The 23,305-nt window shown below is 73.2% G+C and carries 20 protein-coding genes; 11 read left to right on the top strand and 9 right to left on the bottom strand.

Annotated elements, in window-relative coordinates; all coding sequences use genetic code 11:
* The first annotated feature begins 24 nt into the window (after positions 1–24).
* The 8 genes from AB0M03_RS10815 (at position 25) to AB0M03_RS10780 (ending at position 9,013) form a co-directional block, all read left to right on the top strand.
* Positions 25–1,338: an extracellular solute-binding protein gene (locus AB0M03_RS10815; RefSeq protein WP_363490723.1), complete on the top strand. Its 1,314-nt coding sequence runs from the start codon at positions 25–27 to the stop codon at positions 1,336–1,338.
* Between the two features lie 100 nt (positions 1,339–1,438).
* Positions 1,439–2,425 carry a sugar ABC transporter permease gene (locus AB0M03_RS10810; protein WP_363490721.1) on the top strand — a complete coding sequence of 329 codons (987 nt, stop codon included), beginning with the start codon at positions 1,439–1,441 and terminating at the stop codon, positions 2,423–2,425.
* The gene (locus tag AB0M03_RS10805) at positions 2,422–3,324 is read left to right on the top strand and encodes a carbohydrate ABC transporter permease (RefSeq protein WP_363490719.1); all 903 of its coding nucleotides are present in this window, start codon (positions 2,422–2,424) and stop codon (positions 3,322–3,324) included. The genes AB0M03_RS10810 and AB0M03_RS10805 overlap by 4 nt, the downstream gene beginning before the upstream one ends.
* Before the next feature lie 64 nt (positions 3,325–3,388).
* Positions 3,389–4,966, top strand: a complete 1,578-nt coding sequence (locus tag AB0M03_RS10800) for a glycoside hydrolase family 3 protein (RefSeq protein WP_363490717.1) — start codon at positions 3,389–3,391, stop codon at positions 4,964–4,966.
* 136 nt (positions 4,967–5,102) lie between these two features.
* On the top strand, positions 5,103–5,906 hold the full coding sequence (locus tag AB0M03_RS10795; protein WP_363490715.1) for a GntR family transcriptional regulator: 804 nt from the start codon (positions 5,103–5,105) through the stop codon (positions 5,904–5,906).
* Between the two features lie 210 nt (positions 5,907–6,116).
* Positions 6,117–6,401 (top strand): DUF3311 domain-containing protein, encoded by a 285-nt coding sequence (locus AB0M03_RS10790; protein WP_363490713.1) that lies wholly within the window; start codon positions 6,117–6,119, stop codon positions 6,399–6,401.
* Positions 6,401–8,026 (top strand): monocarboxylate uptake permease MctP, encoded by a 1,626-nt coding sequence (gene mctP, locus AB0M03_RS10785; protein ID WP_363490711.1) that lies wholly within the window; start codon positions 6,401–6,403, stop codon positions 8,024–8,026. Before AB0M03_RS10790 ends, mctP begins: the two co-directional genes overlap by 1 nt.
* A gap of 228 nt (positions 8,027–8,254) precedes the next feature.
* Entirely contained in the window at positions 8,255–9,013 is a 759-nt protein-coding gene (locus AB0M03_RS10780; protein WP_363490709.1) for a histidine phosphatase family protein, read from the top strand.
* A gap of 28 nt (positions 9,014–9,041) precedes the next feature.
* Here AB0M03_RS10780 and AB0M03_RS10775 read toward each other — a convergent pair whose 3' ends face one another.
* Both AB0M03_RS10775 and AB0M03_RS10770 read right to left on the bottom strand, forming a co-directional pair.
* Positions 9,042–9,671, bottom strand: coding sequence for a response regulator transcription factor (locus AB0M03_RS10775; protein ID WP_363490707.1), 630 nt, complete (start codon positions 9,669–9,671; stop codon positions 9,042–9,044).
* Positions 9,668–10,876 (bottom strand): sensor histidine kinase, encoded by a 1,209-nt coding sequence (locus AB0M03_RS10770; protein WP_363490705.1) that lies wholly within the window; start codon positions 10,874–10,876, stop codon positions 9,668–9,670. The genes AB0M03_RS10775 and AB0M03_RS10770 overlap by 4 nt, the downstream gene beginning before the upstream one ends.
* A gap of 220 nt (positions 10,877–11,096) precedes the next feature.
* Here AB0M03_RS10770 and AB0M03_RS10765 point away from each other — a divergent pair, with 220 nt between their 5' ends.
* A complete protein-coding gene (locus tag AB0M03_RS10765) occupies positions 11,097–11,657 on the top strand; it encodes a heme-binding protein (protein WP_363490703.1) in 561 nt (186 codons plus the stop codon).
* Positions 11,658–11,733: 76 nt separating this feature from the next.
* Here AB0M03_RS10765 and AB0M03_RS10760 read toward each other — a convergent pair whose 3' ends face one another.
* Complete coding sequence (locus tag AB0M03_RS10760; RefSeq protein WP_363490701.1) at positions 11,734–12,699, bottom strand: helix-turn-helix domain-containing protein; 966 nt, start codon at positions 12,697–12,699, stop codon at positions 11,734–11,736.
* 308 nt (positions 12,700–13,007) lie between these two features.
* Between AB0M03_RS10760 and AB0M03_RS10755 the strand changes: the two genes are divergently transcribed.
* Both AB0M03_RS10755 and AB0M03_RS10750 read left to right on the top strand, forming a co-directional pair.
* Positions 13,008–13,502 (top strand): GNAT family N-acetyltransferase, encoded by a 495-nt coding sequence (locus AB0M03_RS10755; RefSeq protein WP_363490699.1) that lies wholly within the window; start codon positions 13,008–13,010, stop codon positions 13,500–13,502.
* Positions 13,503–13,537: 35 nt separating this feature from the next.
* Positions 13,538–14,749: a cellulase family glycosylhydrolase gene (locus AB0M03_RS10750; RefSeq protein ID WP_363490697.1), complete on the top strand. Its 1,212-nt coding sequence runs from the start codon at positions 13,538–13,540 to the stop codon at positions 14,747–14,749.
* A gap of 28 nt (positions 14,750–14,777) precedes the next feature.
* Here the strand turns inward: AB0M03_RS10750 and AB0M03_RS10745 are convergent, their stop codons facing one another.
* Genes AB0M03_RS10745 through AB0M03_RS10720 form a run of 6 tightly spaced genes read right to left on the bottom strand, consistent with a single transcriptional unit; the run spans position 14,778 to position 23,290 of the window.
* Entirely contained in the window at positions 14,778–15,950 is a 1,173-nt protein-coding gene (locus AB0M03_RS10745; RefSeq protein ID WP_363490695.1) for a glycosyltransferase family 4 protein, read from the bottom strand.
* On the bottom strand, positions 15,950–17,239 hold the full coding sequence (locus AB0M03_RS10740) for a polysaccharide pyruvyl transferase family protein (protein WP_363490693.1): 1,290 nt from the start codon (positions 17,237–17,239) through the stop codon (positions 15,950–15,952). The genes AB0M03_RS10745 and AB0M03_RS10740 overlap by 1 nt, the downstream gene beginning before the upstream one ends.
* Positions 17,236–18,714, bottom strand: coding sequence for a lipopolysaccharide biosynthesis protein (locus AB0M03_RS10735; protein WP_363490691.1), 1,479 nt, complete (start codon positions 18,712–18,714; stop codon positions 17,236–17,238). Before AB0M03_RS10735 ends, AB0M03_RS10740 begins: the two co-directional genes overlap by 4 nt.
* Before the next feature lie 39 nt (positions 18,715–18,753).
* Entirely contained in the window at positions 18,754–19,896 is a 1,143-nt protein-coding gene (locus AB0M03_RS10730; RefSeq protein ID WP_363490689.1) for a glycosyltransferase family 4 protein, read from the bottom strand.
* A complete protein-coding gene (locus AB0M03_RS10725; RefSeq protein ID WP_363490687.1) occupies positions 19,893–22,205 on the bottom strand; it encodes a DUF6541 family protein in 2,313 nt (770 codons plus the stop codon). Before AB0M03_RS10725 ends, AB0M03_RS10730 begins: the two co-directional genes overlap by 4 nt.
* On the bottom strand, positions 22,202–23,290 hold the full coding sequence (locus tag AB0M03_RS10720; protein ID WP_363490685.1) for a glycosyltransferase family 4 protein: 1,089 nt from the start codon (positions 23,288–23,290) through the stop codon (positions 22,202–22,204). The genes AB0M03_RS10725 and AB0M03_RS10720 overlap by 4 nt, the downstream gene beginning before the upstream one ends.
* Positions 23,291–23,305: the final 15 nt, after the last annotated feature.

The following is a 23,305-nucleotide window of genomic DNA, read 5'->3' as shown; positions in this document are numbered from 1 at the left end:
TTGCTCATCCCTCTGGAGGATGGTTTGAACCGCAAGATCGCCGCCGTGGCCGCCATTGCCACCGTTCTCGTCGCGTCCGCCTGCTCCTCGTCCGGCTCCTCCGGCGACGCCAAGCAGGCCACCCTCAGCAAGGACGGCAAGGGCAAGAAGATCACGGTCTGGCTGATGGACGACGCCCAGAAGGGCTGGCCGTCGGTCGTCGAGGCTGCCAAGAAGCAGTTCAAGGAGGAGACCGGCGCCGACGTCGACATCCAGTGGCAGACCTGGACCAACTACACCACCAAGCTCGACACCGCCCTCCTCTCCGGCAACGCCCCGGAGGTCATCGAGCTCGGCAACACCCAGACCGCCAAGTACATCGAGGCCGGCTCCTTCGTCGACCTGACCGGTGTGAAGTCCCAGTTCGAGAACTCGGACAAGTACCTGGACTCGCTGGCCGCCTCCGGCCAGACCGCGGACGGCTCCAAGACCTACGCGATCCCCTACTACGCCGGCGCCCGCGTCCTGATCTACCGCAAGGACCTCTTCGCCGCGGCCGGCGTGGCCAACCCGCCGACCACCCTGGCCGAGCTGAAGGACGCCCTCGCCAAGGTGAAGGCCGCCAACGCCTCCACCCCGAACTTCTCCGCCCTCTACCTCCCGGGCCAGAACTGGTACACCGCCGCCTCCTTCGGCGCCGGCACCTTCGGTGTGAAGAACATCGTCGCCAAGAGCGACGGCGACAAGTGGACCGGCACCCTGACCGACCCCAAGTTCGTCGAGGGCGTCAAGGTCTGGAACGACCTGCAGAAGGAGTTCTCGGTCGGCGGCACCACCACCGACGAGGCCACCCAGGACGCCCTGATGGCCAAGGGCAACATCGCCGCCATCGTCGGCAACGGCTGGGAGCTCGGCCAGGTCGCGGACCCGAAGGTCGGCGACCCGGGCCTGAAGGACAAGCTCGCCAGCATCGCCCTGCCGGGCGCCGCGGCCGGCCAGCCCACCCCCGCCTTCCTCGGCGGCTCCGACCTGGCCGTCCCGGCCAAGTCCGCCAACCCGGGCCTGGGCGCGACCTTCCTGCAGATCTTCACCAACACCAAGCAGCAGACCGAGCTGGCCAAGTTCGCGATCCCGAACGCCAAGAACCTGGTCGCCGCCTACAAGGCCGCCGCGCCGGCCAACAAGGCGACCGGTGACGCGGCCGAGGGCCAGACCTGGTTCATCCCGAACTCCCCGATGTGGTCCGGTGCCGACGAGACCGCGCTGAAGAACGCCTTCGGTGCGATCGCCGCCGGCGGCGACCCGGCCGCGGAGCTCAAGAAGGTCGAGGAGACCGTCCTCAAGGACCTGAACGGCTGACGAGGCGTGCAGGGGTGGGCAGTCCGTGCAGCAGCGCGGACTGCCCACCCGCGCACCACGTACCGACCAGTTCCCCGGGCCGGGAAGGACCCTGATGAGCGTGACAACGAACGAAACGCCGGTGGCGGTCGAGGAGACCGCGGCCGCCGTGGCCGCACCGCCGCCGCCCCGGCGCGGCATCCTGGCGGGCGGCCACTACATCCCGTACGCCATGATCCTGCCGGCCGTGGTGGCCCTGGTGGGCGTCCTGGCGTATCCGCTGTACCAGCTGTTCGACCTCTCGTTCCAGAACATCAACCGGTACTCGTACCTGGTCAACCCGGCGCTCGCGAAGTACATCGGGTTCGAGGGCTACACCAAGGTCCTCGGCGACGACCAGTTCTGGGAGGTCGTGCTCCGCTCGATCTACTTCACCGTCGAGCTGGTCGTCCTCTCCATGGTGCTGGGCATGCTCTTCGCCCTGCTGCTCAACCGGGTCTCCGGCTGGGTGAAGGTCGTCTGCATCACCGTGATGATGTTCGTCTGGGCCATCCCGGCGCTCGTCACCGGCACCATCTTCCGCTGGCTGTTCGCCTCCAACGGCGGCGTGGTCGACTACATCGGCTACCTCTTCACCGGCGACGAGAAGACCAAGCACTACGACTGGTTCGCCGACCCCACGGTCGGCCTGTACGTGGTCGGCGCCGCGGTCATCGTCTGGGGCGCGCTGCCCTTCCTGGTGCTCGGCCTGAACGCCGCGCTCACCCAGGTGCCCAAGGAGCTGATGGAGGCCGCCAAGCTGGACGGCGCCAGCTCCCTGCAGGCGTTCCGGCACGTCGTCATCCCGGTCATCAAGCCGTTCCTGATGATCAGCGCCGCGCTGAGCTTCATCTGGGACTTCCAGGTCTTCGCGCAGATCTTCTCGCTGCGCAACACCTCTCCCGAGCCCGGCTACTGGACGATCGGCACCTACCTGTTCCAGAAGGGCATCGTCGCCTCGAAGTACAGCGACAGCTCGGTGATCTCGATCGCGATGATCCTCCTCATGCTGGCGGTGCTCGTCTTCTACATCCGCCAGATGCTCAAGATCGGAGCCCAGGACCGATGACCACCACCGTCGACGCACCGGCGGCCGCCGCCGGGCCGAAGGTCCGGGCCAAGGTCCGCACCACCGGGCAGCGCCCCGTGATGACCTGGATCTGGAACACCCTCGGCCTCGGCTTCGCCGCGGTGATGGGCTTCCCGATCTACTGGATGCTCATCACGACCTTCAAGACCAACAAGGACCTGATCGCCAAGGACCCGACCTTCTGGCCGCAGGCGTTCTCGTTCGACAGCTACAAGACCATCTTCGACGACAAGGAGTTCCTGCCGGCGCTCCAGAACACGATCGCCATCACCCTGGGCTCGGTCGTGCTCGGCCTGGTCGTCGGCTTCCTCGCCGCCGTCGCCGTCGCCCGGTTCGGCTTCCGCGGCCGCAACTTCTTCATCGTCACCATGCTGGTCGTCCAGATGGTGCCGCTGCTGGCGATCATCGGCCCGCTGTTCGTGGTGATGAACAACGCCGGCATGACCGGCACCCTCTTCGGCGTGATGCTGGCCTACCTGGTCTTCACCGTGCCCTACGTGGTGTGGACGCTGCGCTCGTTCATCGTCAACATCCCGGCCGAGCTCGACGAGGCCGCCATGGTCGACGGCTGCACCCAGTGGGGCGCCTTCTTCCGGGTCATCCTGCCGCTCACCCTGCCCGGCCTGATCACCACCGGCGTGTACAGCTGGATCCAGGCGTGGAACGAGTTCATCGTCGCCAACGTGCTGCTCTCCACCGGCGGCCAGAAGACCTCGATGATCTGGCTGACCTTCTACGCCACCACCCCCACCCGCGGCGCCGACTACGGCTCGCAGATGGCCGGCGCGCTGCTGGTCTCGCTGCCCGTGATCGTGCTCTTCGTGATCTTCCAGAAGAAGGTGTCGGCGGGCCTGACCGCCGGTGCGGTCAAGGGCTGACCCCCTGGGAGCGTCCCGCTCCCCGCACCCCCTCACCTCCCGCACCCCACCCAGGGAAGGAACCATGGCGATTCCCGGTACGGAAAGCGTCGAACTGCTCACGGACGCCGGCGCGGTGCTCCAGCCGGGCTTCGCCGGGCTCACCGCCCCCGAGTGGCTGCGCCGCAGACTGGGCTCCGGCGAGCTGGGCGGCGTCGCGCTGTTCGGCCGCAACATCCGTACCCCGCAGCAGGTCGCCGCGCTGACCGCGGAGATGTACGCGCTCAACCCGGACCTGCTGATCGCCACCGACGAGGAGGGCGGCGACGTCACCCGGCTGGAGGTGACGAGCGGCTCCTCGTACCCCGGCAACCTGGCGCTCGGCGAGGTCGACGACACCGACCTCACCGAGCAGGTCGCCCGGGCGATCGGCCTCGACCTCTCCTCGGTCGGCGTCAACCTCGACTACGCCCCGGACGCGGACGTCAACTCCAACCCGGACAACCCGGTGATCGGCGTCCGCTCCTTCGGCGCCGACGGCGACCTCGCCGCCCGGCACACCGCCGCCTGGGTGCGCGGCCTGCAGTCCGCCGGCGTGGCCGCCTGCGCCAAGCACTTCCCCGGTCACGGCGACACCTCCGGCGACTCCCACCTCGGGCTGCCGCGGATCGACCTCAGCGCCGAGCAGGTGCAGGAGCACCTCAAGCCGTTCCGCGCCGCCATCGCGGCCGGCGTGAAGTCGATCATGACCGCGCACATCCTCTTCCCCGCGTACGACGGGCGGCTGCCCGCCACCATGTCCCGGGAGATCCTCACCGGCCTGCTCCGCGAGGAGCTCGGCTTCCGCGGGCTGATCGTCACCGACGGCATCGAGATGGGCGCCATCTCCGGCACCCACGGCGTCGCCGCCGGCTCCGTGCGGGCCGTCGCGGCCGGCGCCGACACCATCTGCGTCGGCGGCGGCCTGCAGGACGAGGCGGCCTTCCTCTACCTGCGGGACGCCCTGGTGTGGGCCGTCCGCGAGGGCCGGCTCTCCGCCGAGCGGCTGCACGAGGCCGCCGAGCGCAACCGCGCGGTGGCCCGCTGGTCCGCCGCCGAACGGGCCGCCCAGGCCGGTGCGCACGCCGAGGTCGGGATCGGCCTCGCCGCCGCCCGCCGGGCCCTGCGCATCCACGGCGAGCTGCGCCCGCTGGAGGGCGTCCCGCACGTGGTGGAGTTCTCCCCCGGCGCCAACATCGCGGTCGGCGACCAGACCCCGTGGGGCGTCTCCGGCCCCCTCACCGAACTCGTCCCGGGCACCACGCACACCCGGGTCGGCGCCCCCGCCACCCGGATCGAGGGCTCCGGACTGCTGCACGTGGCGGTCGCCGCCGAGGGCGCGGACGTCGACGTCCGGCCGCTGCTCGGCGCCGCGGTCAACCGGCCGCTGGTGATCGTCGTCCGCGACGTGCACCGGCACCCCTGGATGCTGCGCGCCGCGCTGGCCATGACCGCCGTCCGCCCCGACGCGGTGGTGGTGGAGATCGGCACCGCGCACGGCCTCGCCGACACCTTCGGCGGCCGCGGCACGGCCGTCCTCGCCACCCACGGCGGCGCCCGGGTCTGCGGCGTCGCCGCGGCCGAGGCGCTGGCCGGGCTGGTCCTGGGCGCGGCGTCCGCCTGACCGGGCGCCCCGACGCACCGCCCGGACCGATCGGGAGCCGCAGGAGCTCACACTCGGCGGCCCCCACGTGCGACCATGTGCTGATACAACGACGGAGGAGCCGGTGACGGCTGCAGGGCGAGGAGTGAGAGCGGCCATGAGCGGCGACAGAGGCACGGCGGCCCTCCCTGAGGGCACCACGGTGCCGGCGCAGTCCACGGCGGCGGCGACCGGTACGGCCGCGCGGGTGCCCAAGTACTACGGGCTCAAGCGCCACCTCCTGCAGCTGACCGAGACGCAGCCGGCCGGCACGCCGGTGCCGCCGGAGCGCGCGCTGGCCGCCCAGTTCGACACCTCGCGCACCACCGTCCGGCAGGCGCTGCAGGAGCTGGTCGTCGAGGGCCGGCTGGAGCGCATCCAGGGCAAGGGCACCTTCGTCGCCAAGCCCAAGGTCGCCCAGGCGCTGCAGCTCACCTCGTACACCGAGGACATGCGCGCCCAGGGCCTGGAGCCGACCTCCCGGCTGATCGAGGTCGGCTACATCAGCGCCGACGAGCGGCTCGCCCCGCTGCTGGACATCAAGCCCGGCAGCCGGGTGCTGCGCATCGAGCGCCTGCGCCTGGCCAACGGCGACCCGATGGCGATCGAGGTGGCGCACCTGTCCGCGAAGCGCTTCCCGGCGCTGCGCCGCAACCTGGTCAAGCACAACTCGCTCTACACCGCGCTGCGCGAGGTGTACGGGGTCACCGTGGCCGAGGCCGAGGAGACCATCGAGACCACGCTGGCCAACCCGCGCGAGGCCGGGCTGCTCGGCTCCGACCTCGGCCTGCCGATGCTCCAGCTGTCCCGGCACTCCTTCGACGCGGAGGGCGCCCCGGTGGAGTGGGTGCGCTCGATCTACCGCGGCGACCGGTACAAGTTCATCACCCGGCTGCAGCGGCCCGAGCAACCGCCGGCCTGACCGCTGCGCACACGGCCTGATCCGGCCGGCCCCGGGCCGGCCGGATCAGGCCGTTTCTGCGCGTACTGGTGACACCGGTCACGTCCGTGCCCTACATTTCGCTCCCGTACTGACTGCCGATCACCAAAGGTGCTGCTCGGCGGGCGTGCGGGGCGAGCTCCGCGCGCTGCGGCGCCGACGAGGTGAGCCCTCTTCAGCCGGAGCCGCAACATGTCGTCAGAAGTGCAACCCCCCGCGGGGGACGAGGCCGCCGGGCCCGTCCCCGCCGTCACCCCGGCCCGGGTCCTGGCCGGACTCTGCCTCGCCGTGCCGATCGTGGCCACGCTCTGGGTGTCCTCGTACACCAAGGCCGGGCCGGAGATCGGCGGAATGCCGTTCTTCTACTGGTACCAGCTGCTGTGGGTGCCGGTGTCGGCGCTCTTCACGGTCGGCGCCTACCTGCTGCTGGGCCGGGACGAGAAGGCCCGCAAGGCCGCCCGGGGCGGTGGTGAGTGATGCACTCCGGCATCAACGTCACCGCACTGACGGTCTTCGTCCTGTTCTTCGTGCTGGTCTCGGTGATGGGCTTCCTGGCTTCCCGGTGGCGGCGCGCCGACGACGCCCAGCACCTGCACGAGTGGGGCCTGGGCGGCCGCAGCTTCGGCACCTGGGTGACCTGGTTCCTGCTGGGCGGCGACCTCTACACCGCGTACACCTTCGTCGCGGTGCCCGCGGCGATCTACGCGACCGGCGCGGCCGGGTTCTTCGCGGTGCCGTACACGATCATCGCCTACCCGCTGGTGTTCCTCTTCCTGCCGCGGCTGTGGTCGGTCTCCCGGGTGCACGGGTACGTCACCCCGGCGGACTTCGTGCGCGGCCGGTACGGCTCCAAGGCGCTCTCGCTGGCGGTGGCGCTCACCGGCATCCTGGCGACCATGCCGTACATCGCGCTGCAGCTGGTCGGCATCCAGGCGGTGCTGGACGTGCTGGGCGTCGGCGGCTCGGGGAACTGGTTCATGAAGGACCTGCCGCTGTTCCTGGCCTTCGCGGTGCTCGCGGCCTACACCTACTCCTCCGGACTGCGGGCCCCGGCGCTGATCGCCTTCGTCAAGGACACCCTGGTCTACGTCGTGATCATCGTCGCGGTGATCTACATCCCGATGCGGCTGGGCGGCTACGGGCACATCTTCGACTCCGCGGCCCAGAAGTTCTCCACCGTCAACCCGGCCACCGGCAAGCCCGGCGGCTCGCTGATCCTCGGGCCGAGCTCGCACTGGACGTACGCCACGCTGGCGCTCGGCTCGGCGCTCGCCCTGTTCATGTACCCGCACTCGGTGACCGGCGTGCTGGCCTCCAAGTCGCGGAACACCGTGCGCCGCAACATGGCGATCATGCCCGCGTACTCGCTGATGCTCGGCCTGCTGGCGCTGCTCGGCTTCATGGCGATCGCGGCCGGCGTGGGCAAGGGCGTCAAGGGCTTCAACCCGCAGCTCTCGGTGCCGCAGCTGTTCGAGAACATGTTCCCGGACTGGTTCACCGGCGTGGCCTTCGCCGCGATCGGCATCGGCGCCCTGGTGCCCGCCGCGATCATGTCGATCGCCGCCGCGAACCTCTTCACCCGCAACATCTACAAGGAGTTCCTCAAGCCGGAGGCCACCCCGGCGGACGAGACCCGGGTCGCCAAGATCGCCTCGCTGCTGGTGAAGGTCGGCGCGCTGGCCTTCGTCCTCGCCATGGACAAGCAGTTCGCGATCAACCTGCAGCTGCTCGGCGGCCTGTGGATCCTGCAGACCTTCGTCACCGTCGTCGGCGGCCTGTTCACCCGGTGGTTCCACCGCTGGGCGCTGCTGGCCGGCTGGGCCGCGGGCATGGCCTACGGCACCTGGAAGGCCTACGGGATCAAATCCGCCGCCACCAAGCACTTCGGCGGCAACTCGGCGGAGATCCCGTTCATCGGCGAGATCGGCTACATCGGCCTCACCGCCTTCGTGCTCAACCTGGTGGTGGCCGTGGTGCTCACCCTCGTCCTGAAGGCCGCCAAGGCGCCCGAGGGCGCGGACGAGACCCGCACCGGCGACTACACCGCCGACGCCGGCGACGAGGCCGTGGACCGGGCCCCGCAGCCCGCCGCGGCGCACTGACCGACCCGCTACACGGGCCCCGCGCCCTTCCGGCGCACGCATCACCAGGGGCGCACAGTGCCGCCCCTCGTGCGCCCTGTGCTCGCGCCGCCACCACCGTCAACACTGGAGGTGGCGGCGCGATCATCGTGTCGGGGCGCGGCTCCCCACGGGCGCGTCCACCCCCCATCACCCGGGGCGCCGCCGCGCTCACCGCAGCGCGAGAAGACGAAGACGGGGAGACGGGCGATGGCAGAGGCCGGCACCATCCTGAACGGGCACCGCACCGAACGCGAGGGCAGTCGGCCGCTGCCCTCCGTCCTGATCGCCACCCGGCACGGCGAGTCCGTCGCCAACGTCGAGTTCCGGCTCGCCGAGGAGGCGGGCGCGCTGACCGTCCCGATCACCAGCCGCGACGCCGACATCCCGCTCTCCCTGCACGGCCAGGCCCAGGCCCAGGCCCTCGGTCGCTGGTGGGCCGCCCTGCCGCCGGCCGACCGGCCCCGCTCCGTCTGGTGCTCCCCGTACGTCCGCACCGCCGAGACCGCCAGGATCGCGGTCGCCCAGGCCACCGGACTCGGCGCCGTCCCGGTGGGGCTGCCCGTGCGCTACGACGAACGCCTGCGGGACAGAGAACTCGGCGTCCTGGAGATGCTCACCCGGGCCGCCATCGAGAAGGAGCACCCCGCGGAGGCCGCCCGCCGCCGGCGGATGGGCGAGCTGTACTACCGGCCGCCCGGCGGGGAGTCCTGGCTGGACGTGGCACTGCGGGTGCGCGGGGTGCTCCGCGACCTCTCCGAGGAGGAGGCCGGCCGGCCGGTGCTGGTGGTCGCGCACGACTGCACCGTCCTGATGCTCCGCCACGTCCTGGACCGGCTCACCGAGCCCGAGCTGCTCGACAGCGCCCCCGTCCACAACTGCTCCGCGAGCCGCTGGCGCGCCGCCGACGGCCGGCTCCGCCCCGACCTGTGGAACACCACCGGGCACCTGCCCGGCCCGGCCGACTGAGACCGGCGGCCCGGGCGGCCCGGCACGCTCAGGTGAGGAGGCGGCGCTCCTTCGCCGCGGCCACCGCGCCCGCGCGGGTGTCCACCCCGAGCTTGTCGTAGATGCGGCTGAGGTGCGTCTTGACCGTCGCCTCGCTGATGAACAGGGCACGGGCGATCTCCCGGTTGCCGAGCCCCTCGGCGAGCCGGGCGAGGATCTCCTGCTCCCGGTCGGTGAGGCGGCGGGCCGGCGCCCGCATCTGCGCCATCACCCGGGAGGCCACCGGCGGCGACAGCACCGTCCGCCCGGCCGCCGCCGCGTGCACCGCGGCGAACAGCTCCTCCGGCCGCTCGGCCTTCAACAGGTACCCGGTGGCCCCCGCGTCGATCGCCCGGGTGATGTCGGCGTCGGTGTCGTAGGTGGTGAGGACGAGGACGTGCGGAGCCCCCTCGCCCGCGGTGATCCGCCGGGTCGTCTCGACCCCGTCGATGCCCTCGCCGAGCTGGAGGTCCATGAGCACCACCTGCGGCCTCAACCGGGCGGCGAGCGCAACGGCCTCCTCGCCGCTGCCGGCCTCCCCGACCACCTCGATGTCGCCGGCGCTGGCGAGCAGCGCCAGCAGGCCGGCCCGGACGACGGCGTGGTCGTCGCAGACCAGGAGCCGTACCGACGGCGTCATGCGGACCTCCCGGGGTGCAGGGGGACGGCGGCGGAGAGCACGGTGCCCTCGCCGGGGGTGCTCTCCACGGTGAGCGTGCCGCCGAGCTGCCGCAGCCGGGCCCGCATGGCGGGCAGCCCGTGGCCGCGGGCCGGGGCGGGCGCCGCGGTGTCCGGGGGCAGGCCGCGGCCGTCGTCGGCGACGTCCAGGACGGCCTGGTCGCCCAGGTAGGAGAGGGTGAGGACGGCGCCGGTGGCGCCGGCGTGCTCCCGGACGTTGGCGAGCGCGCCCTGGGCGATCCGCAGCAGCGCGGCCTGCACGGCGGGCGGCAGCGGGACGGGCGCACCGTCCAGGTGGAACCGGACCGGCAGGCCGCTCTCGGCGCTCTCCCGCTCGGCGAGGGCCCGCAGCGCCCGGTCGAGGCCGCCGCCGTCGGCGAGCTCCGCCGGGGCGAGGTCGTGGACGAAGCGGCGCGCCTCGGCGAGGTTGCGGCCGGCGACCGCGGTGGCGGTGCGGACGTGCCGGCGGGCGGTGTCCGGGTCGCTCTCCCAGGTGCGGTCGGCGGCCTGCAGGAGCATCTGCTGGCTGGAGAGGCCCTGGGCGAGGGTGTCGTGGATCTCCATGGCGAGCCGCTCGCGCTCGGCGAGGGTGCCTTCGCGGCGCTCGGTCGAGGCGAGGTCCCGGCGAGTGCGGACCAGGTCGTCGACCAGGGCCCGCTGCCGGGCGGTCTGCCGCCGCATGGTGAGGAAGACCGCGGTCGCCAGGGCGGCGACGGTGGGCGGCAGGATCAGCAGATTGGCGTCCGCCGGACCGGGCAGCCGGGCCTGGCCGACGGTCACCAGGGCGGTGAGGGCGGCGACCAGCGGCAGGGCCGCGCGGGTCGGCAGGGTGCGCAGCGCGGTGTAGACGAGCGGCACCGCGCACCAGGCGAAGCTCGGCGCCAGCACGACGAGGACCACCCACAGGGCGGTGACCAGGGCGAGCGCGGCGACGGCCGGCCGGTTGCGGCGGTCGGCCCCGGTCGGGGCGAGCAGCCGGGAGCCGGTGAGCTGGGCAACGGCCAGTGCCGTGGAGAGGCCGATCACCCAGGGGGTGGCGGGGCTGCCGGGGTGGTGGGTGAGGTAGCGGGTGAGGGAGCCGGCGAGGAGCAGCAGGAAGGCACCGTCGAGCACGAGGGCGAGCCGCCGCTCGTCGGCATCGGCATCGGCACGCTGCGGGGGTCCCACCTGTCCTCCTCCTCTCGGGCGGCCACCCGGGGGTGCTCGCCCGTTCGGATTCTCGCCCGGCCGCGGGCCCCGTGCATCGGCCGATCGGTTGACCCCGGTGTCCTCCATCATGCCTGCGTACGGGGGCCGGACCGGCGACGTGCGGGGGGCCTCGGGGCGCGGAGGATCGGTGTGTGGCCGAGCCGCTGGGGCAGGCCGGGGATTCACCGAGGAGTGCGGGATGATCAAGTCGTCGACGAGGGCGCGGGTGCTGGGCGGTGCGCTGGCGGTGGCCGCGCTGGGTGCGGGCACCTTCGGTGCGGTGTCGGCGAACGCCGACACCGCGGGCGCCGCGGCCGCGCCGGCGGCGGTCAAGGCCGAGGCCGGCGGCAAGGACGTGGTGGAGTCCTCGCACCTGACGGTGGCGGCGGCGACCAGGGCTGCGCTGGCGGCGATGGACGCGGCCGGCAAGGGCGGGTACAAGGTGTCGGTGTCGGTCGTGGACCGCAACGGCAACACCGTCGTGGCGCTGCGCGGGGACGGTGCCGGCCCGCAGTCGCCGGAGTCGGCGGAGCGCAAGGCGTTCACCGCGGTGTCCTGGAACGCGCCGACCTCGGAGCTGGTGAAGCGGCTGGCGCAGACCCCGAACCTGAAGGACATCCCGGGCACGCTGTTCCTGGGCGGCGGCGCTCCGGTACAGGTCAAGGGTGCGCCGGTGGCGGGCATCGGTGTGGCGGGCGCCCCGAGCGGCGACCTGGACGAGCAGTTCGCACAGGCGGGTGCCGCAGCACTCGCGAAGTAGCGCACGGCCCGCCCCTGCGGGCTGGTGCGGGGCGGGAGGTGCCGGTCGGCGCCTTCCGCCCCTCGCGCTCTTGCGCTCAGACCCCGGCCGGGACGTCCGGGCAGGCGAAGGCTCGGCGGTAGGCCTGCGGGGTGGTGCCGAGGCGGCGGCCGAAGTGGTGGCGGAGGGTGGCCGCGTTGCCGAAGCCGCAGCGGGCGGCGACCGCGTCGACGGACTCGTCGGTGCCCTCCAGGAGCCGCTGGGCGAGCAGGATGCGCTGGCCGGTGAGCCAGCGGTGCGGGGTGGTGCCGGTCTCCTGCTGGAAGCGGCGGGCGAAGGTGCGGGGCGACATGTGGGCGAGGACGGCGAGCCGTTCGACGCCGGCGTCCTCGTCGAGGTGGTGGCGCATCCAGTCGAGGACGGGGGCGAGCGAGTCGACGCCCGGCTCGGGCAGCGGCCGGTTGACGAACTGGGCCTGGCCGCCCTCGCGGTGGGGGGCGACGACCATGCGGCGGGCGATGCCGCGGGCGACCTCGGCGCCCTGCACCTTGCGGACCAGGTGGAGGCAGGCGTCGATGCCGGCGGCGGTGCCGGCGGAGGTGATGACCGGGTCCTCGTCGACGTAGAGCACGTCGGGTTCGACGGTGGTGAGCGGGAAGCGCCGGGCCATTTCGGCGGCGTGCTTCCAGTGGGTGGTGGAGCGGCGGCCGTCGAGGAGGCCGGCGGCGCCGAGCAGGAAGCTGCCGCTGCAGATGGAGAGGGCGCGGGCGCCGCCCTCGACGGCGGCCCGCAGGGCCGCGATCAGCTCCGGCGGGTACTCGTCGCGCAGGCCGGTGGCGGTGAGCACGACCAGGTCGGCCTCGGCGAGGCGCTCGGGGCCGTACGGGACGTCGACGGTGAAGCCGGCGTGGGTGCGCTTGGGGCCCGGCCGGTCGGAGGCGAGGGCGAAGTCGTAGACCGGCAGGCCCTCGTCGGTGCGGTCGAGGCCGAACACCTCGCAGGCGACGCCGAGTTCGAAGGGGTGCACTTCTTCCAGGACGACGGCGACCACGTTCTTCAGCATGGCCCCAGGATGCCCTTGGCAGGATTTCGATGCAAGAGGGCTTTTCTGCCACTCGTCGGGCCGTGCCCGCCCCGGGACAGTGGAGGCATGACTTCCTCCTCCGTGTTCATGAGCGCCGTGATCCTGTTCGCCGCCGTCGGCGGCTTCGCCCTGATCGGAGCGGTGGTCGGCCGCGAGGTCGACCGCTCCGGCCGCAACGGCCGCGACAACTGGCACCGCCCCGGCGGATACCCCGCCGACCCGGCCGTCCCGGACCGGCTGCACCGGACCCCGTCCGGAAGCGGACGGGACGAGGGCAGACTGGGGGGATGGACGTCGTCATCCGCCGAGCCCGCGAACAGGACCTCGACCCGGCCGGGGAGCTCTCGGTCGAAGTCTTCGTCGGCGACGGCTACAGCCTCGCGGACGGCCGGTACGCCGCGCTCCTCCGCGACGCCCGCCGGCGCAGCGAGGAGGCCGAACTCCTCGTCGCGGTCGACGCGGGGGACGGGCGCGTGCTCGGCTGCGTGACCTTCGCGGTCGGCGGCACCGCCTGGGCCGACATCTCGCTGCCGCACGAGGGCGAGATCCGGATGCTGGCGGTGTCCCGGTCGGCCCGCGGCCGGGGCGTCGGCACCGCGCTGGTGCGGGCGTCGATGGAGCGCAGCCGCGAACTCGGCCTGGCCGGGATGGCGTTCTCCACCCGCCCGGACATGACCGAGGCCCACCGGGTGTACGAACGGCTCGGATTCCGCCGCTCCCCCGAGCGGGACTGGGCGCCACTGCCGGGCATGGATCTGATGGTCTATGCACTGACCTTCTGACAGGGCACGTCGGAGGCTGGCCTAGGCTGTACCGCATGGGGATGCAATGGGCCGGACGGAAACGGCTGTTGGTGGCGGTGCTGGCGTTCTTGATATCGCTGGTGGCGACCGTGACGGCGAGCGTCTTCACCCGCGCCTCCTCGTCCGCCTCGGCCGAGACGCCGTTTGCCGCGCCCTCCCCCACGGCTCCGCAGAACGGCAAGCAGCTCCGCATCGGCATCGCCTTCGGCGACACCCTCACCTGGAAGTCGGACCAGGACCTGGCAATCGGCCTGGACGACGCGGTGGAGCTCGGCGCGAAGTGGATCCGCGTCGACCTGTCCTGGAACAACATCCAGCCGGACAACCCGAAGAACTACCTGTGGCAGCGGTTCGACCGGGTGGTGAAGGCCGCCCACGCGCGCAAGCTGGAGGTGCTGCCGACCATCGGCTACACCCCCGGCTGGGCGCGCACGGCCGGGTGCACCGACGACCCGTCCTGCCCGCCGGCCAAGCCCGACGTGTTCGCCGCCTTCGCCCGGGACGCCGCACAGCGCTACGCGCCGATGGGCATCCACATCTGGGAGATCTGGAACGAGCCCAACATTCCGTTCTGGGCGCCCAAGCCGGACGCGGCCGCCTACACCAGGCTCCTCACGGTCACCTCCAAGGCACTGCGCGGTGCCGACCCCAAGGCGTACCTGCTGCTGGGCGGACTGGCCGCCGTGTCCACCAACCCCGCGGAGGCCCACATCTCGCACACCGAGTTCCTGGAGCAGGTGTGCAAGCTGGGCGGCAACAAGCTGGTGGACGCGCTCAGCTACCACCCCTACACCTATCCCCATCTGCCCAGTGCGAAGACCGAGTTCGGCACGGCGATGGAGGAGATCAGCAGCGCGAAGGACAACCTGGTCGCCGTTCTGGACAAGTACGGCTCGGGCAACATGCCCGTCTGGATCACCGAGACGGGCGCGCCCACCAACGGGCCGGGCGGCGCCGCCGACGGCCGGACGGTCCCGCCGAACGCCTCGCACGTGACCGAGGGGTTCCAGGCCGACATCGCCAGCGACACCATCCCGGCCGCCGCCGCCAACCCGCACGTCACCGCGGTCTTCTGGTTCGCCGAACAGGACGCGGGCACCGCGAAGGACAAGAAGCGCCGGTCACTCTTCTACGGCCTGCGCCGCTACGACGGGACGCGCAAGCCCTCCTTCGAGGCGTTCAAGGACGCCGCGGCCGCCTACTACCGCCGCCCGCAGGCGCAGTAGCCGCCTCCCGCAGCGCCGCGGCCGCGGCTCAGCCGCGGAACAGGTCGAGGTGGCGGGCCGTCAGCTGCCGCCAGTCGTAGTGCTCCTCCGCGCGGCGGCGGCCGGCCGCGCCCATCCGGTCGGCCAGCGCCCCGTCGTCGAGGAGCCGTCGGCAGGCGTCGGCGAGCGCATCGGGGTCGCCGGGCGGGACCAGCAGGCCGCTCTCGCCGTCCGCGACGACCCCCGGGATGCCGCCGACGGCCGAGCCGATCACGGGGGTCCCGCAGGCCATCGCCTCCACCAGCACCATCCCGAAGGACTCGGCCTCGGTGCGCGAGGGCAGCACGACCACGGCGGCGGAGCGCACCGCCTCGACCAGGTCCTGCCCGCTCAGTTCGCCGGCGGTCTCCACCCGGTCGGCCGCGCCCAGGCTGCGGGCCAGCGCCAGGTGGTCCGCCACCGCGTCGCCACCGCCGACCAGCCGCAGCCGGGCACCGGCCGGCCAGGAGGGCCCGGCGACGGCCCGGACGAGGACGTCCACCCCCTTCCAGGCCGAGGTGCGGTCCATCCGGCCCACGTAGAGCACGGTGCGGGGGCGGGCGGAGGGCGGCGGCCCGGGGGTGAACCGGGCGAGGTCCGCACCCGGGCTGATCTCGACCGCGTGCGGCTGCCCGAAGGCCAGCGAGACCGGGGAGACCGCCACCAGCGCGGCGGCCCTGCGGAAGACCCGCGGCAGCACGTGCCGCTCGTACAGGCCGATCAGCCGGTCCGCCGCCCCGCTGCCGGGCTCCCCCTTGTGCATGGAACCGGCGTGGTACGTGAGGACGGTGCGCCGCCGACCGGACACTACGACGGCCAGGTCGGCCAGGCCGGGCACCGGGCTGTGGGCGTTGACCACCTCGGCGCCGGTGCGGCGCAGCCAGCGCCGCAGCTGAAACGGCCAGAGCGGGCTGAGCGGGGTGTTGGAGAGCCGTAGCCAGGTGCCGAGGCGGACGACCCGGACGCCGTCCTCGGTGGCGACCGTGGTGCGCAACCCGTCGGGCCGGGTGGTGATGACGACGGGGTGCAGGCCCGGGTCCTCGGCGAGGGCGCGGGCGAGGCGGGCGGTGTAGTTCTCCACCCCGCCGATCTTGGGCGGGTAGTAGGGCGTGACCACGGCGACCGTGCGGGTGCCGTCCGCGGGTGTGCGGTGCGGCGTCCGGCGCCCGACCGGGCGGGGCATCAGACGGTCGCCCGGGCGGTGTCGCGCCCTCCGGCGGCGCTGGGCAGCAACTCGCGGAGCCGGGCCGGGAACTGCTCGGCCCGGGCCACGTAATCGGGCATCCGCTCGGCGAGCAGCGCCCGGTACTCGTCGGCGGCGGGCCCCAGCAGCGGTGCCACGAGGGCCCAGAGGCGCTCGGCGGTGACCTCGGCGATCGGCACGACGTGTTCGGACAGGCCGAGTTCGGCCATGATCCCGGCGGTCTTGTGCTCGTAGCCGATGGCGACGCAGGGGACGCCGCTGGTGAGGGCGAAGATCACCGAGTGGAAGCGGGTGCCGACCAGCAGGGCGCATTCGCCGTAGAGGGAGCGCAGTTCGCGGTAGTCGACGCGTTCGTCGAGCTGCAGCGGCGTGCTGGTGCAGTGGGCGGCGATCCGGCGCTCGACGAGGATGTCGTCGTCGCCCAGGTAGCCGGTGCTGACCTGAGGGATGAGGACGACGCGGTGGCCGGCGGCCTGGACGCGGTCGACGACCTCGGCGAGGGCCCGCTCGTAGCGTTCCTGGGCGGCCGGCTCCAGCCAGCGGCGGGCGGTGAGACCGACCAGCGGCTGTCCGGGGGCGACTCCGAGGCGGGCCCGCCAGTCGGGGTACTCCTCGGGCGCGTACGCGAAACCGGAGTCGACGGCCCGTCCGATCCGCCCGGTGGGCAGCCCGCACTGCTCCAGCAGCTCGGCGCTGAGCGCCTCGCGGGCGAGGACGAGCGGCGAGCGGCGCAGCGCGCGGCGGACGAGGCGTCGCTGCAGCTCCGCCGGGAACGGGCCGAAGGACTGCGGGGCGAACACCACCGGCACCCGGGCGCGTTGCGCGAGCAGGGCCGGGAGCAGGACGAAGAAGACGTTCTGGTGCCCGTCGAGGCCGGGCCGGGCATTGAGGTAGCCACCGCCCATGGAGACCACGAGGTCGGCCCGGGAGACCGCCTCGGCCTCCCGGCGGGCCTCGGCGGGCAGCAGCCGCAGCAGGGCCCGGCCGAGCGGCCGGGGCAGCAGCAGCGCGAGCAGGGCGAGCGGTGCGACCAGCAGCTTGCGCAGGATGCGGCGGGCGAGCGAGACCTCACCGTCGGCGACGTAACGGCGGATCGACCCGAGGTTGGGTACGCCCTCGAAGTCCGGGTGGACGACGGCGTCCTCCATGCCGGCGATGGCGGTGTGCGCGTGCGGGAACGCCTCGCGGACGTGCCGGAGGCAGACCGAGAGGAGGGCGGCGTCCCCGGCGTTGCCGCGGACGTAGGCGTTGACGACGACGATCCTCATCGGCGGTGTTCCTCCGGTGGGGCGGGGTGGACGTACGGGTGGGGGACGGTGCGCGGCGGTGCGCCCGTCGGTGGCCGGCCCGGTGGGACGTACGGGGACGACGGAGCCTGCCATCCCTGCGGAGCCGGCTGCGGCTGCGGGACCTGCCACCCCGGGGGTGCCTGCCACCCCGGGGGTACCTGCGGGGCCGGGGCGGCCGGGTGGGAGGGCGGGGCGGACCGGACGGGCCGCCGGCGCCGGGCGAGCAGGGCGGCGGTCGCATAGATCCCGGACAGGAGGTTGCCCATGCCCCAGGCCAGGCCGATCCACACCAGTCCGCGCGGTGCCCACAGTGCGGTGAGGCCGATGGTCACCGCGGCGAACAGGACGTTGCTGAGGATCAGGTGGGTCATGCTGCGGGCCGCCTTGAGGCCGAAGCTGGCCCAAGTGTTGAGGGCCACTGCGAGGGCGCACACCGCGAGGACGGTGAGCAGGCCGCTGCCCCGGTCCGCGTAGGAGGAGCCGAAGATCCGCAGCAGCAGCGGGCTGCCGGCGGCGACCGCGAGGACGGCCGGCACCTGGACGGCGGCGATGATCCGGGCGGAGCGGCGCAGCAGTTCGCCGAAACGGGACTCGTCGGAGGAGACCTCGGCGAACAGCGCCTCGCCGACCGCACCGGAGACGGCGTGCAGCATGCTCGCTATCTGGAAGGCCACGTAGTAGTAGCCGGCCTCGGCGGTGCCGAGGCGTTCCAGCACGATGAGCGGGACGACCATCAGCGGCAGCAGGTTGAGCAGGCTGGAGGTGTAGCTGGCCACCGAGTAGCCGAGCTGTTCGCGCAGGCGGGTGCCGCGGGTGCGGAAGTCGAAGCGGAAGCCGATCCGGCGGTGCATCAGCAGCAGGGAGGCGAGCACGGCGACCAGGTAGCCGCCTCCGGTGGAGGCGACGACGCCGGACGGGCCGAGGGCGACCAGGGCGGCCGGCAGGGCGAGTTTGGCCAGGCCCTGGACGATCCCGTCGACCAGCACGTTGAACTGCGGCAGGCGGGCGCTGACGAAGACGGAGTCGGTGAGCGTGTTGACGGCCGCGCAGACGCAGAACATCACGAACGCAGCGGCCTGCAGGAGGTCGTTGCGGACGAACAGCAGCTTGGGCCCGTACAGCGGCAGGCCGACGAGGTAGACCAGGGCGGCGGTGGCGGCAGCGGTCGCCACCAGCGCGACGGCCTGGGTGATCTGGCCGTTGCGGGCGGGTTCCGGGGCCGGGAAGCGGATCAGGGTGCTGTTGAGTCCGAACATGCTGAGGTAGGCGAGCAGCGAGGTCGCCGAGATCAGCGAGGTGGCCAGGCCGACCTGCTCGGGGGTGTAGAAGCGGGCGACGACCACCCAGAACAGGAAGCCGAGGCCGGCCGTGGTCACCGAGGAGGCGAGCAGGAAGAAGCTGCTGCGGTACACCTGGTCCGGCGGCCGGGCGTGCCGGCCGCGGCGCCTAGCCACGGGTGCGGGCGCCCGGCCCGGGACGCGGGGTGCGTGGTCTCATGCGCGGTCCCCGTAGTGCTCGACCAGGGCGGCGCTGTGCTCGGGCCAGGAGAAGGCGTCGGTGGCGTACCGGCGGGAGTAGGCGGCCATGCGGGCCCGCAGGCCGGGGTCGGCGGCGAGTTCGGCGAGTGCGGTGCGCAGGCCGGCCTCGTCGCGCGGCAGCAGCCGGACGAGCGTGCGGTCGAGGGCGTAGGGCGCGTAGCCGGGGTCGTCGGTGGTGACCACGGGCAGGCCGGAGGCCATGGCCTCCTGGACGGTGAGCGGGAACCCCTCGGCGGTGGACGGGAGGACGAACAGGTCGCAGGCGCGGTAGGCGTCGGCGAGGTCCTCCGGGGCGAGGGCGCCCAGGGCGTGCACGCCCCGGCGGCCGGCCAGGGCCTGCGAATCGCCGTCGCCGGCGAACACCAGGTCGTAGCCGTCCTCCGGGCGGTGTGCGGCGAGCAGCAGGTCGTAGCCCTTCTTGGGTACCAGGCGGCCGGCGAAGAGGGCGAGGACGCGGTCGGCGGGCAGGCCGAGGCGCTTGCGGGCGTCGGCGCGTTCGGCGGCCGAGGCGGCGGGGCGGAAGAGCGCGGTGTCCACCCCGTTGGCGAGGTGGCGGACGCGCTCGGGGCGGGCGCCCCCGCGGACGGCGAACTCGGCGACGGCGGCGTTGAGAGTGATCACCCGGCGGGCGCGGCGCAACAGGCCGCGGCCGGCGACCGCGTACACGGCGCGCTGGACGGCGCGGACCAGCGCGGAGGGGTGCTCGACCAGGGCGACGTGCTGGGTGAGCACGTGCGGGGTGCGGGTGAGCACGGCGGCGAGTCCGGCGGCCCAGGAGGTGAGGTAGAGGCAGTCGTGGATGTGCACCACGTCGGCCCGGCGGGCGCAGCGCAGCGCGGTGGCGAGCACGCGGGGCGACAGGACGGGGAAGGGCACGCCGGCCCGTTCGGCGCCGTTCCAGGCGGCGATCCGGATCACCCGCACGCCGTCCTCGTCGCGGACGGAGCTGTGGTCGCCGCTGGTCAGCACGGTCACCTCTGCGCCCAGGGCGGCCAGGTGGACGGCCTCTTGGCGGGCGACGTTCTCGATGCCGCCGAGGTGCGGCGGGTAGTAGTGGCTGACCATCAGGACCCGCGGCGTCCCGGTGGGCGTGCTCATCGGTAGATCACCGCTCCCTCACTGCTGTAGATCCGGTTCTTGGTCGCACTCAGCAGTGCCGTCGGATATTTGTAGGTGATGAGGTCCCCACGGTAGAAGACCGTCACCTCACCCTTGCGGACGGTGGTCGTGCCCAGCAGGACGTAGGAGTTGGGCCGGATGACGACCGGCTGGATGTCGCCCTGGGCGGGCCCGGTGATGAAGGTCTGCACCCGGCTGAAGGTGTACCGGTCGGTCTGCAGCAGCTGGGACTTGTCGGAGGCGATCTGCCTCTCCAGCCAGTAGACGGCCATCTCCTCCTCGGCCCGCGGGTAGTAGATGTCGAACGATCGGCCCGCGTTGCTGAGTTGGAGCTGCGCCGGGTACCCGCCGAGCAGTTTGGGCACGACGCCGGTCAGGTCGAGGAAGAGTGCCACGGTGAGGGCGCAGGCGACCGGCACGGTGCGGCGGCCGGCCCAGCGCAGCAGCCACAGGGTGCCGGCGGCGAGGAACGGCGCGTAGAAGAACAGGCCCTGCTGAAAGGCGCGGAGCACGCTGTAGTCCACCGACAGCTGGGGAAGCAGGGTGAACAGGGCGACCATGGCGAGGGCGCCGACGGTGAGGGTGACCTGGTCGCGCAGCGGGCGGAAGAAGCGGCGGCGGGCCCGCAGCACGGCGGCGAATCCGACCAGGACCAGCACCTGCAGGAGGAGTGCCGCGCCTTGGCGGAGGGCTCCGTTGAGCCCGGTGACGCTGATGCCTGCGGTGTCGAGGGCGCTGCCGAGCGCGGTCAGCGGCATGTCCGCCTGGGGCACGGCCCGGGTGCGGTAGCCGTCGACGGACGGCAGCGGGAAGTAGTCGCCGACGGCGCGCTTGGCCTCGGTCGCCTTGACGGTCTCCGCCCGGAACTCGTCCAGTCGCTGCTGGGGGCTCGCCTTGGCGCCGCCGAACAGGCTGTACGCGGTGTCCGAGGAGCCACCCTTGCCCTGACCCGGGTGCAGGACCTCCTGGACGACGGTGCCGAGGGTGGTCTTCAGCTGCACGCTGGTGTGGGTGACCGGTCCGGCCCACACCACGGCGAGCACCGCCGGGACGAGCACCAGCCACCAGGTGACGACCGAGCCGGTGCCGGCCACCCTGGTGCGGCGGCGCTGCCGGGGCCGGGCCCGCAGGGAGGCGAGCCGCCACAGCAGTTCGACGGCGTAGGCGGTGCCGAGGGTGGCCACCACCACGTAGGTGGTCGAGTAGTGCGAGAGCACGCAGCCGACCAGCAGCGCGAGGACGGCCGCCCGCCGGGCGCGCACCGGCCGGCCGCCGTCGGTGAGCACCGCCATGGCGCAGCCCAGCAGCAGGAAGGCGATCTCCTGCCGGCCGAGGAAGGTCATGTCGGTGAAGAAGGTCGGGAAGAGCATGAAGTACGCCGCCGCGAGGAGCGCGACGATCTGCGGCGCCACGTTGCGCACGGCGCGGTGGACGAGCACCGGGGTCAGGGCGAACAGCAGCGGCAGCACGACCTTGAAGACGTACATGCCGGGGATCGCGGTGAGCCGGGTGATGCCCACCGGGAGGAGCGTGATGCTCAGGCAGGCGTTGTAGGCGTCGGGGTAGAGCTCGACGTTCCAGTAGGAGCCGCCGAGGGTGAGCCGGAAGTACTCGTACTCGCGCTGGATGTCGTGTCCGGCGATGCCCCAGCCGCGCAGCGAGTTGAGCAGCAGCAGGGCGGCGGCGGCCACGTACAGCCCGGCTGCCAGCAGCGGCACCGGGTACCGGCGGCGGCGGAGCATCAGCAGCACCAGCAGGCCCGCTATCGCGACCAGTGCCAGCACGCTGACGGTACCGGTGAGCCCGTTGTTGAGCCTGATCGGGCCGGCCACGGACAGCAGCAGGGCGAGCGCGCCGAGGCCGGCCAGGGGTGCCGTTCCCCGGGGGAGGCCGCGGCGGCGGACGATGCCGGCGGGCCGTTCCTCCTCGGGCAGGAAGGCGCCCAGCACGGCCGCGGTCATGGCACTCGCCCCGGCGAGGTTGATCCGGGTGAGCGGGTGGTCCGCTCCGAACAGCGGCAGCAGGGTGTTGACGCCGAGCGCGATCAGCAGGTCGGTGACGACGGCCAGGCCGACGGCGACCATCAGGCTCGCGTCGCGGGAGGAGACCGCCTTGGCGGCGGTGCCGCGCCAGAGCGCCGTGGGGGCGCCGATCAGCAGCCAGAGCCCGGCGGCGGTGAGCACCGCCCCGGGCACCCCGGGCAGCATCTCGACGACGCAGGCCAGGGCACTGCCGAGGACGACGCCGTTGCGTCCGCGGAGGTACGGGAGGAGGGCGCGGGCGGTCACAGGCCGGCCTCGGCGTAGACCTCTTCGACCAGGGCGGCGACCGTCTCCCAGGCGTAGGCCCGGGCGGCGGTGGCGCTCCGTTCGGAGAGCCGGCCGCGCAGCGCCGGGTCGGCGGCGAGCCGGTCGATCGCGGCGGCGAGGGCGGCCGGTTCGGGTGCGGCCAGCAGGCCGGTTCCGGTGAGGAGTTCGCGGTTGCCGGGCACGTCGGTCGCGATCACCGGAAGGGCGGCGGCCATCGCCTCCAGGGCGACCAGCGGCATGCCCTCCCGGTCGGAGGGCAGGACGAAGGCGTCGGCCGCGGCGTACGCGGCGACGAGGTCCTCGCCGTGCAGGCCGCCGGCGAACTCGACCGTTTCCGGGCCGAGTTGCCGGGCTCGGGCCTCCAGCCGGGAGCGCAGTTCGCCGTCGCCGACGATCCGCAGCCGGACGGGCCGCTCGGTCAGGGCCATCGCGTCGAGCAGCCGCGCGACGTTCTTCTGGGCGCTGAGCCGGCCGACGTACAGCAGCCGGAGCGGCCCGGGCTCCGGCGTGCGGACGGGCATGAAGTACTGGCGGCCGACGCCGTTGGGCACGGTGAAGACCCGCTCGGCGGGCACCCGGTAGGTGTCCCGGACGAAGGCGCCCTGGGCGTCGGTCAGCACGATGACGGCGGCGGCGGCCCGCATGACCCGGGCCAGGACGTGCTTCTTGTACGCGGGCAGCAGCCGGCCGAGCCGGCCGGAGGCGTCCACGTCCAGGTGGAAGTGCAGGACGAACCGCTGCCGGCGCAGCCGGGCGGTGAGCGCGACGAGTTCGGGCATCAGGGCGTGCGCGCAGTGCAGGTGCAGCACGGCGCCGCGCGGTGCGCGCAGCAGGGAGACCGGCAGCCCGGGGGCGAGCGCGGTGTGCGCCACCTCCACGGCCCGGTGCCGGCGGACGGCGACCGGTCCGCCGGTGCGCCGTCCGGCGCCGCCGGCGCCCAGCGCGGTGGTGACCACCCGCACCTCGTGGCGCTCGGCCAGCTGGACGGAGAGGTTCTCCACCACGCGTTCGAGGCCGCCGAGGTGGGGCGGGTAGTAGGGGGTGACCTGCAGGATCGTACGCATCAGGGTTCCAGGGCG

This window comes from Kitasatospora sp. NPDC051914 (assembly GCF_040680995.1).
GTDB lineage: Bacteria > Actinomycetota > Actinomycetes > Streptomycetales > Streptomycetaceae > Kitasatospora.
Note: the sequence above shows the minus strand (reverse complement) of the source record. Positions and strands in the feature narration are given on the sequence as shown.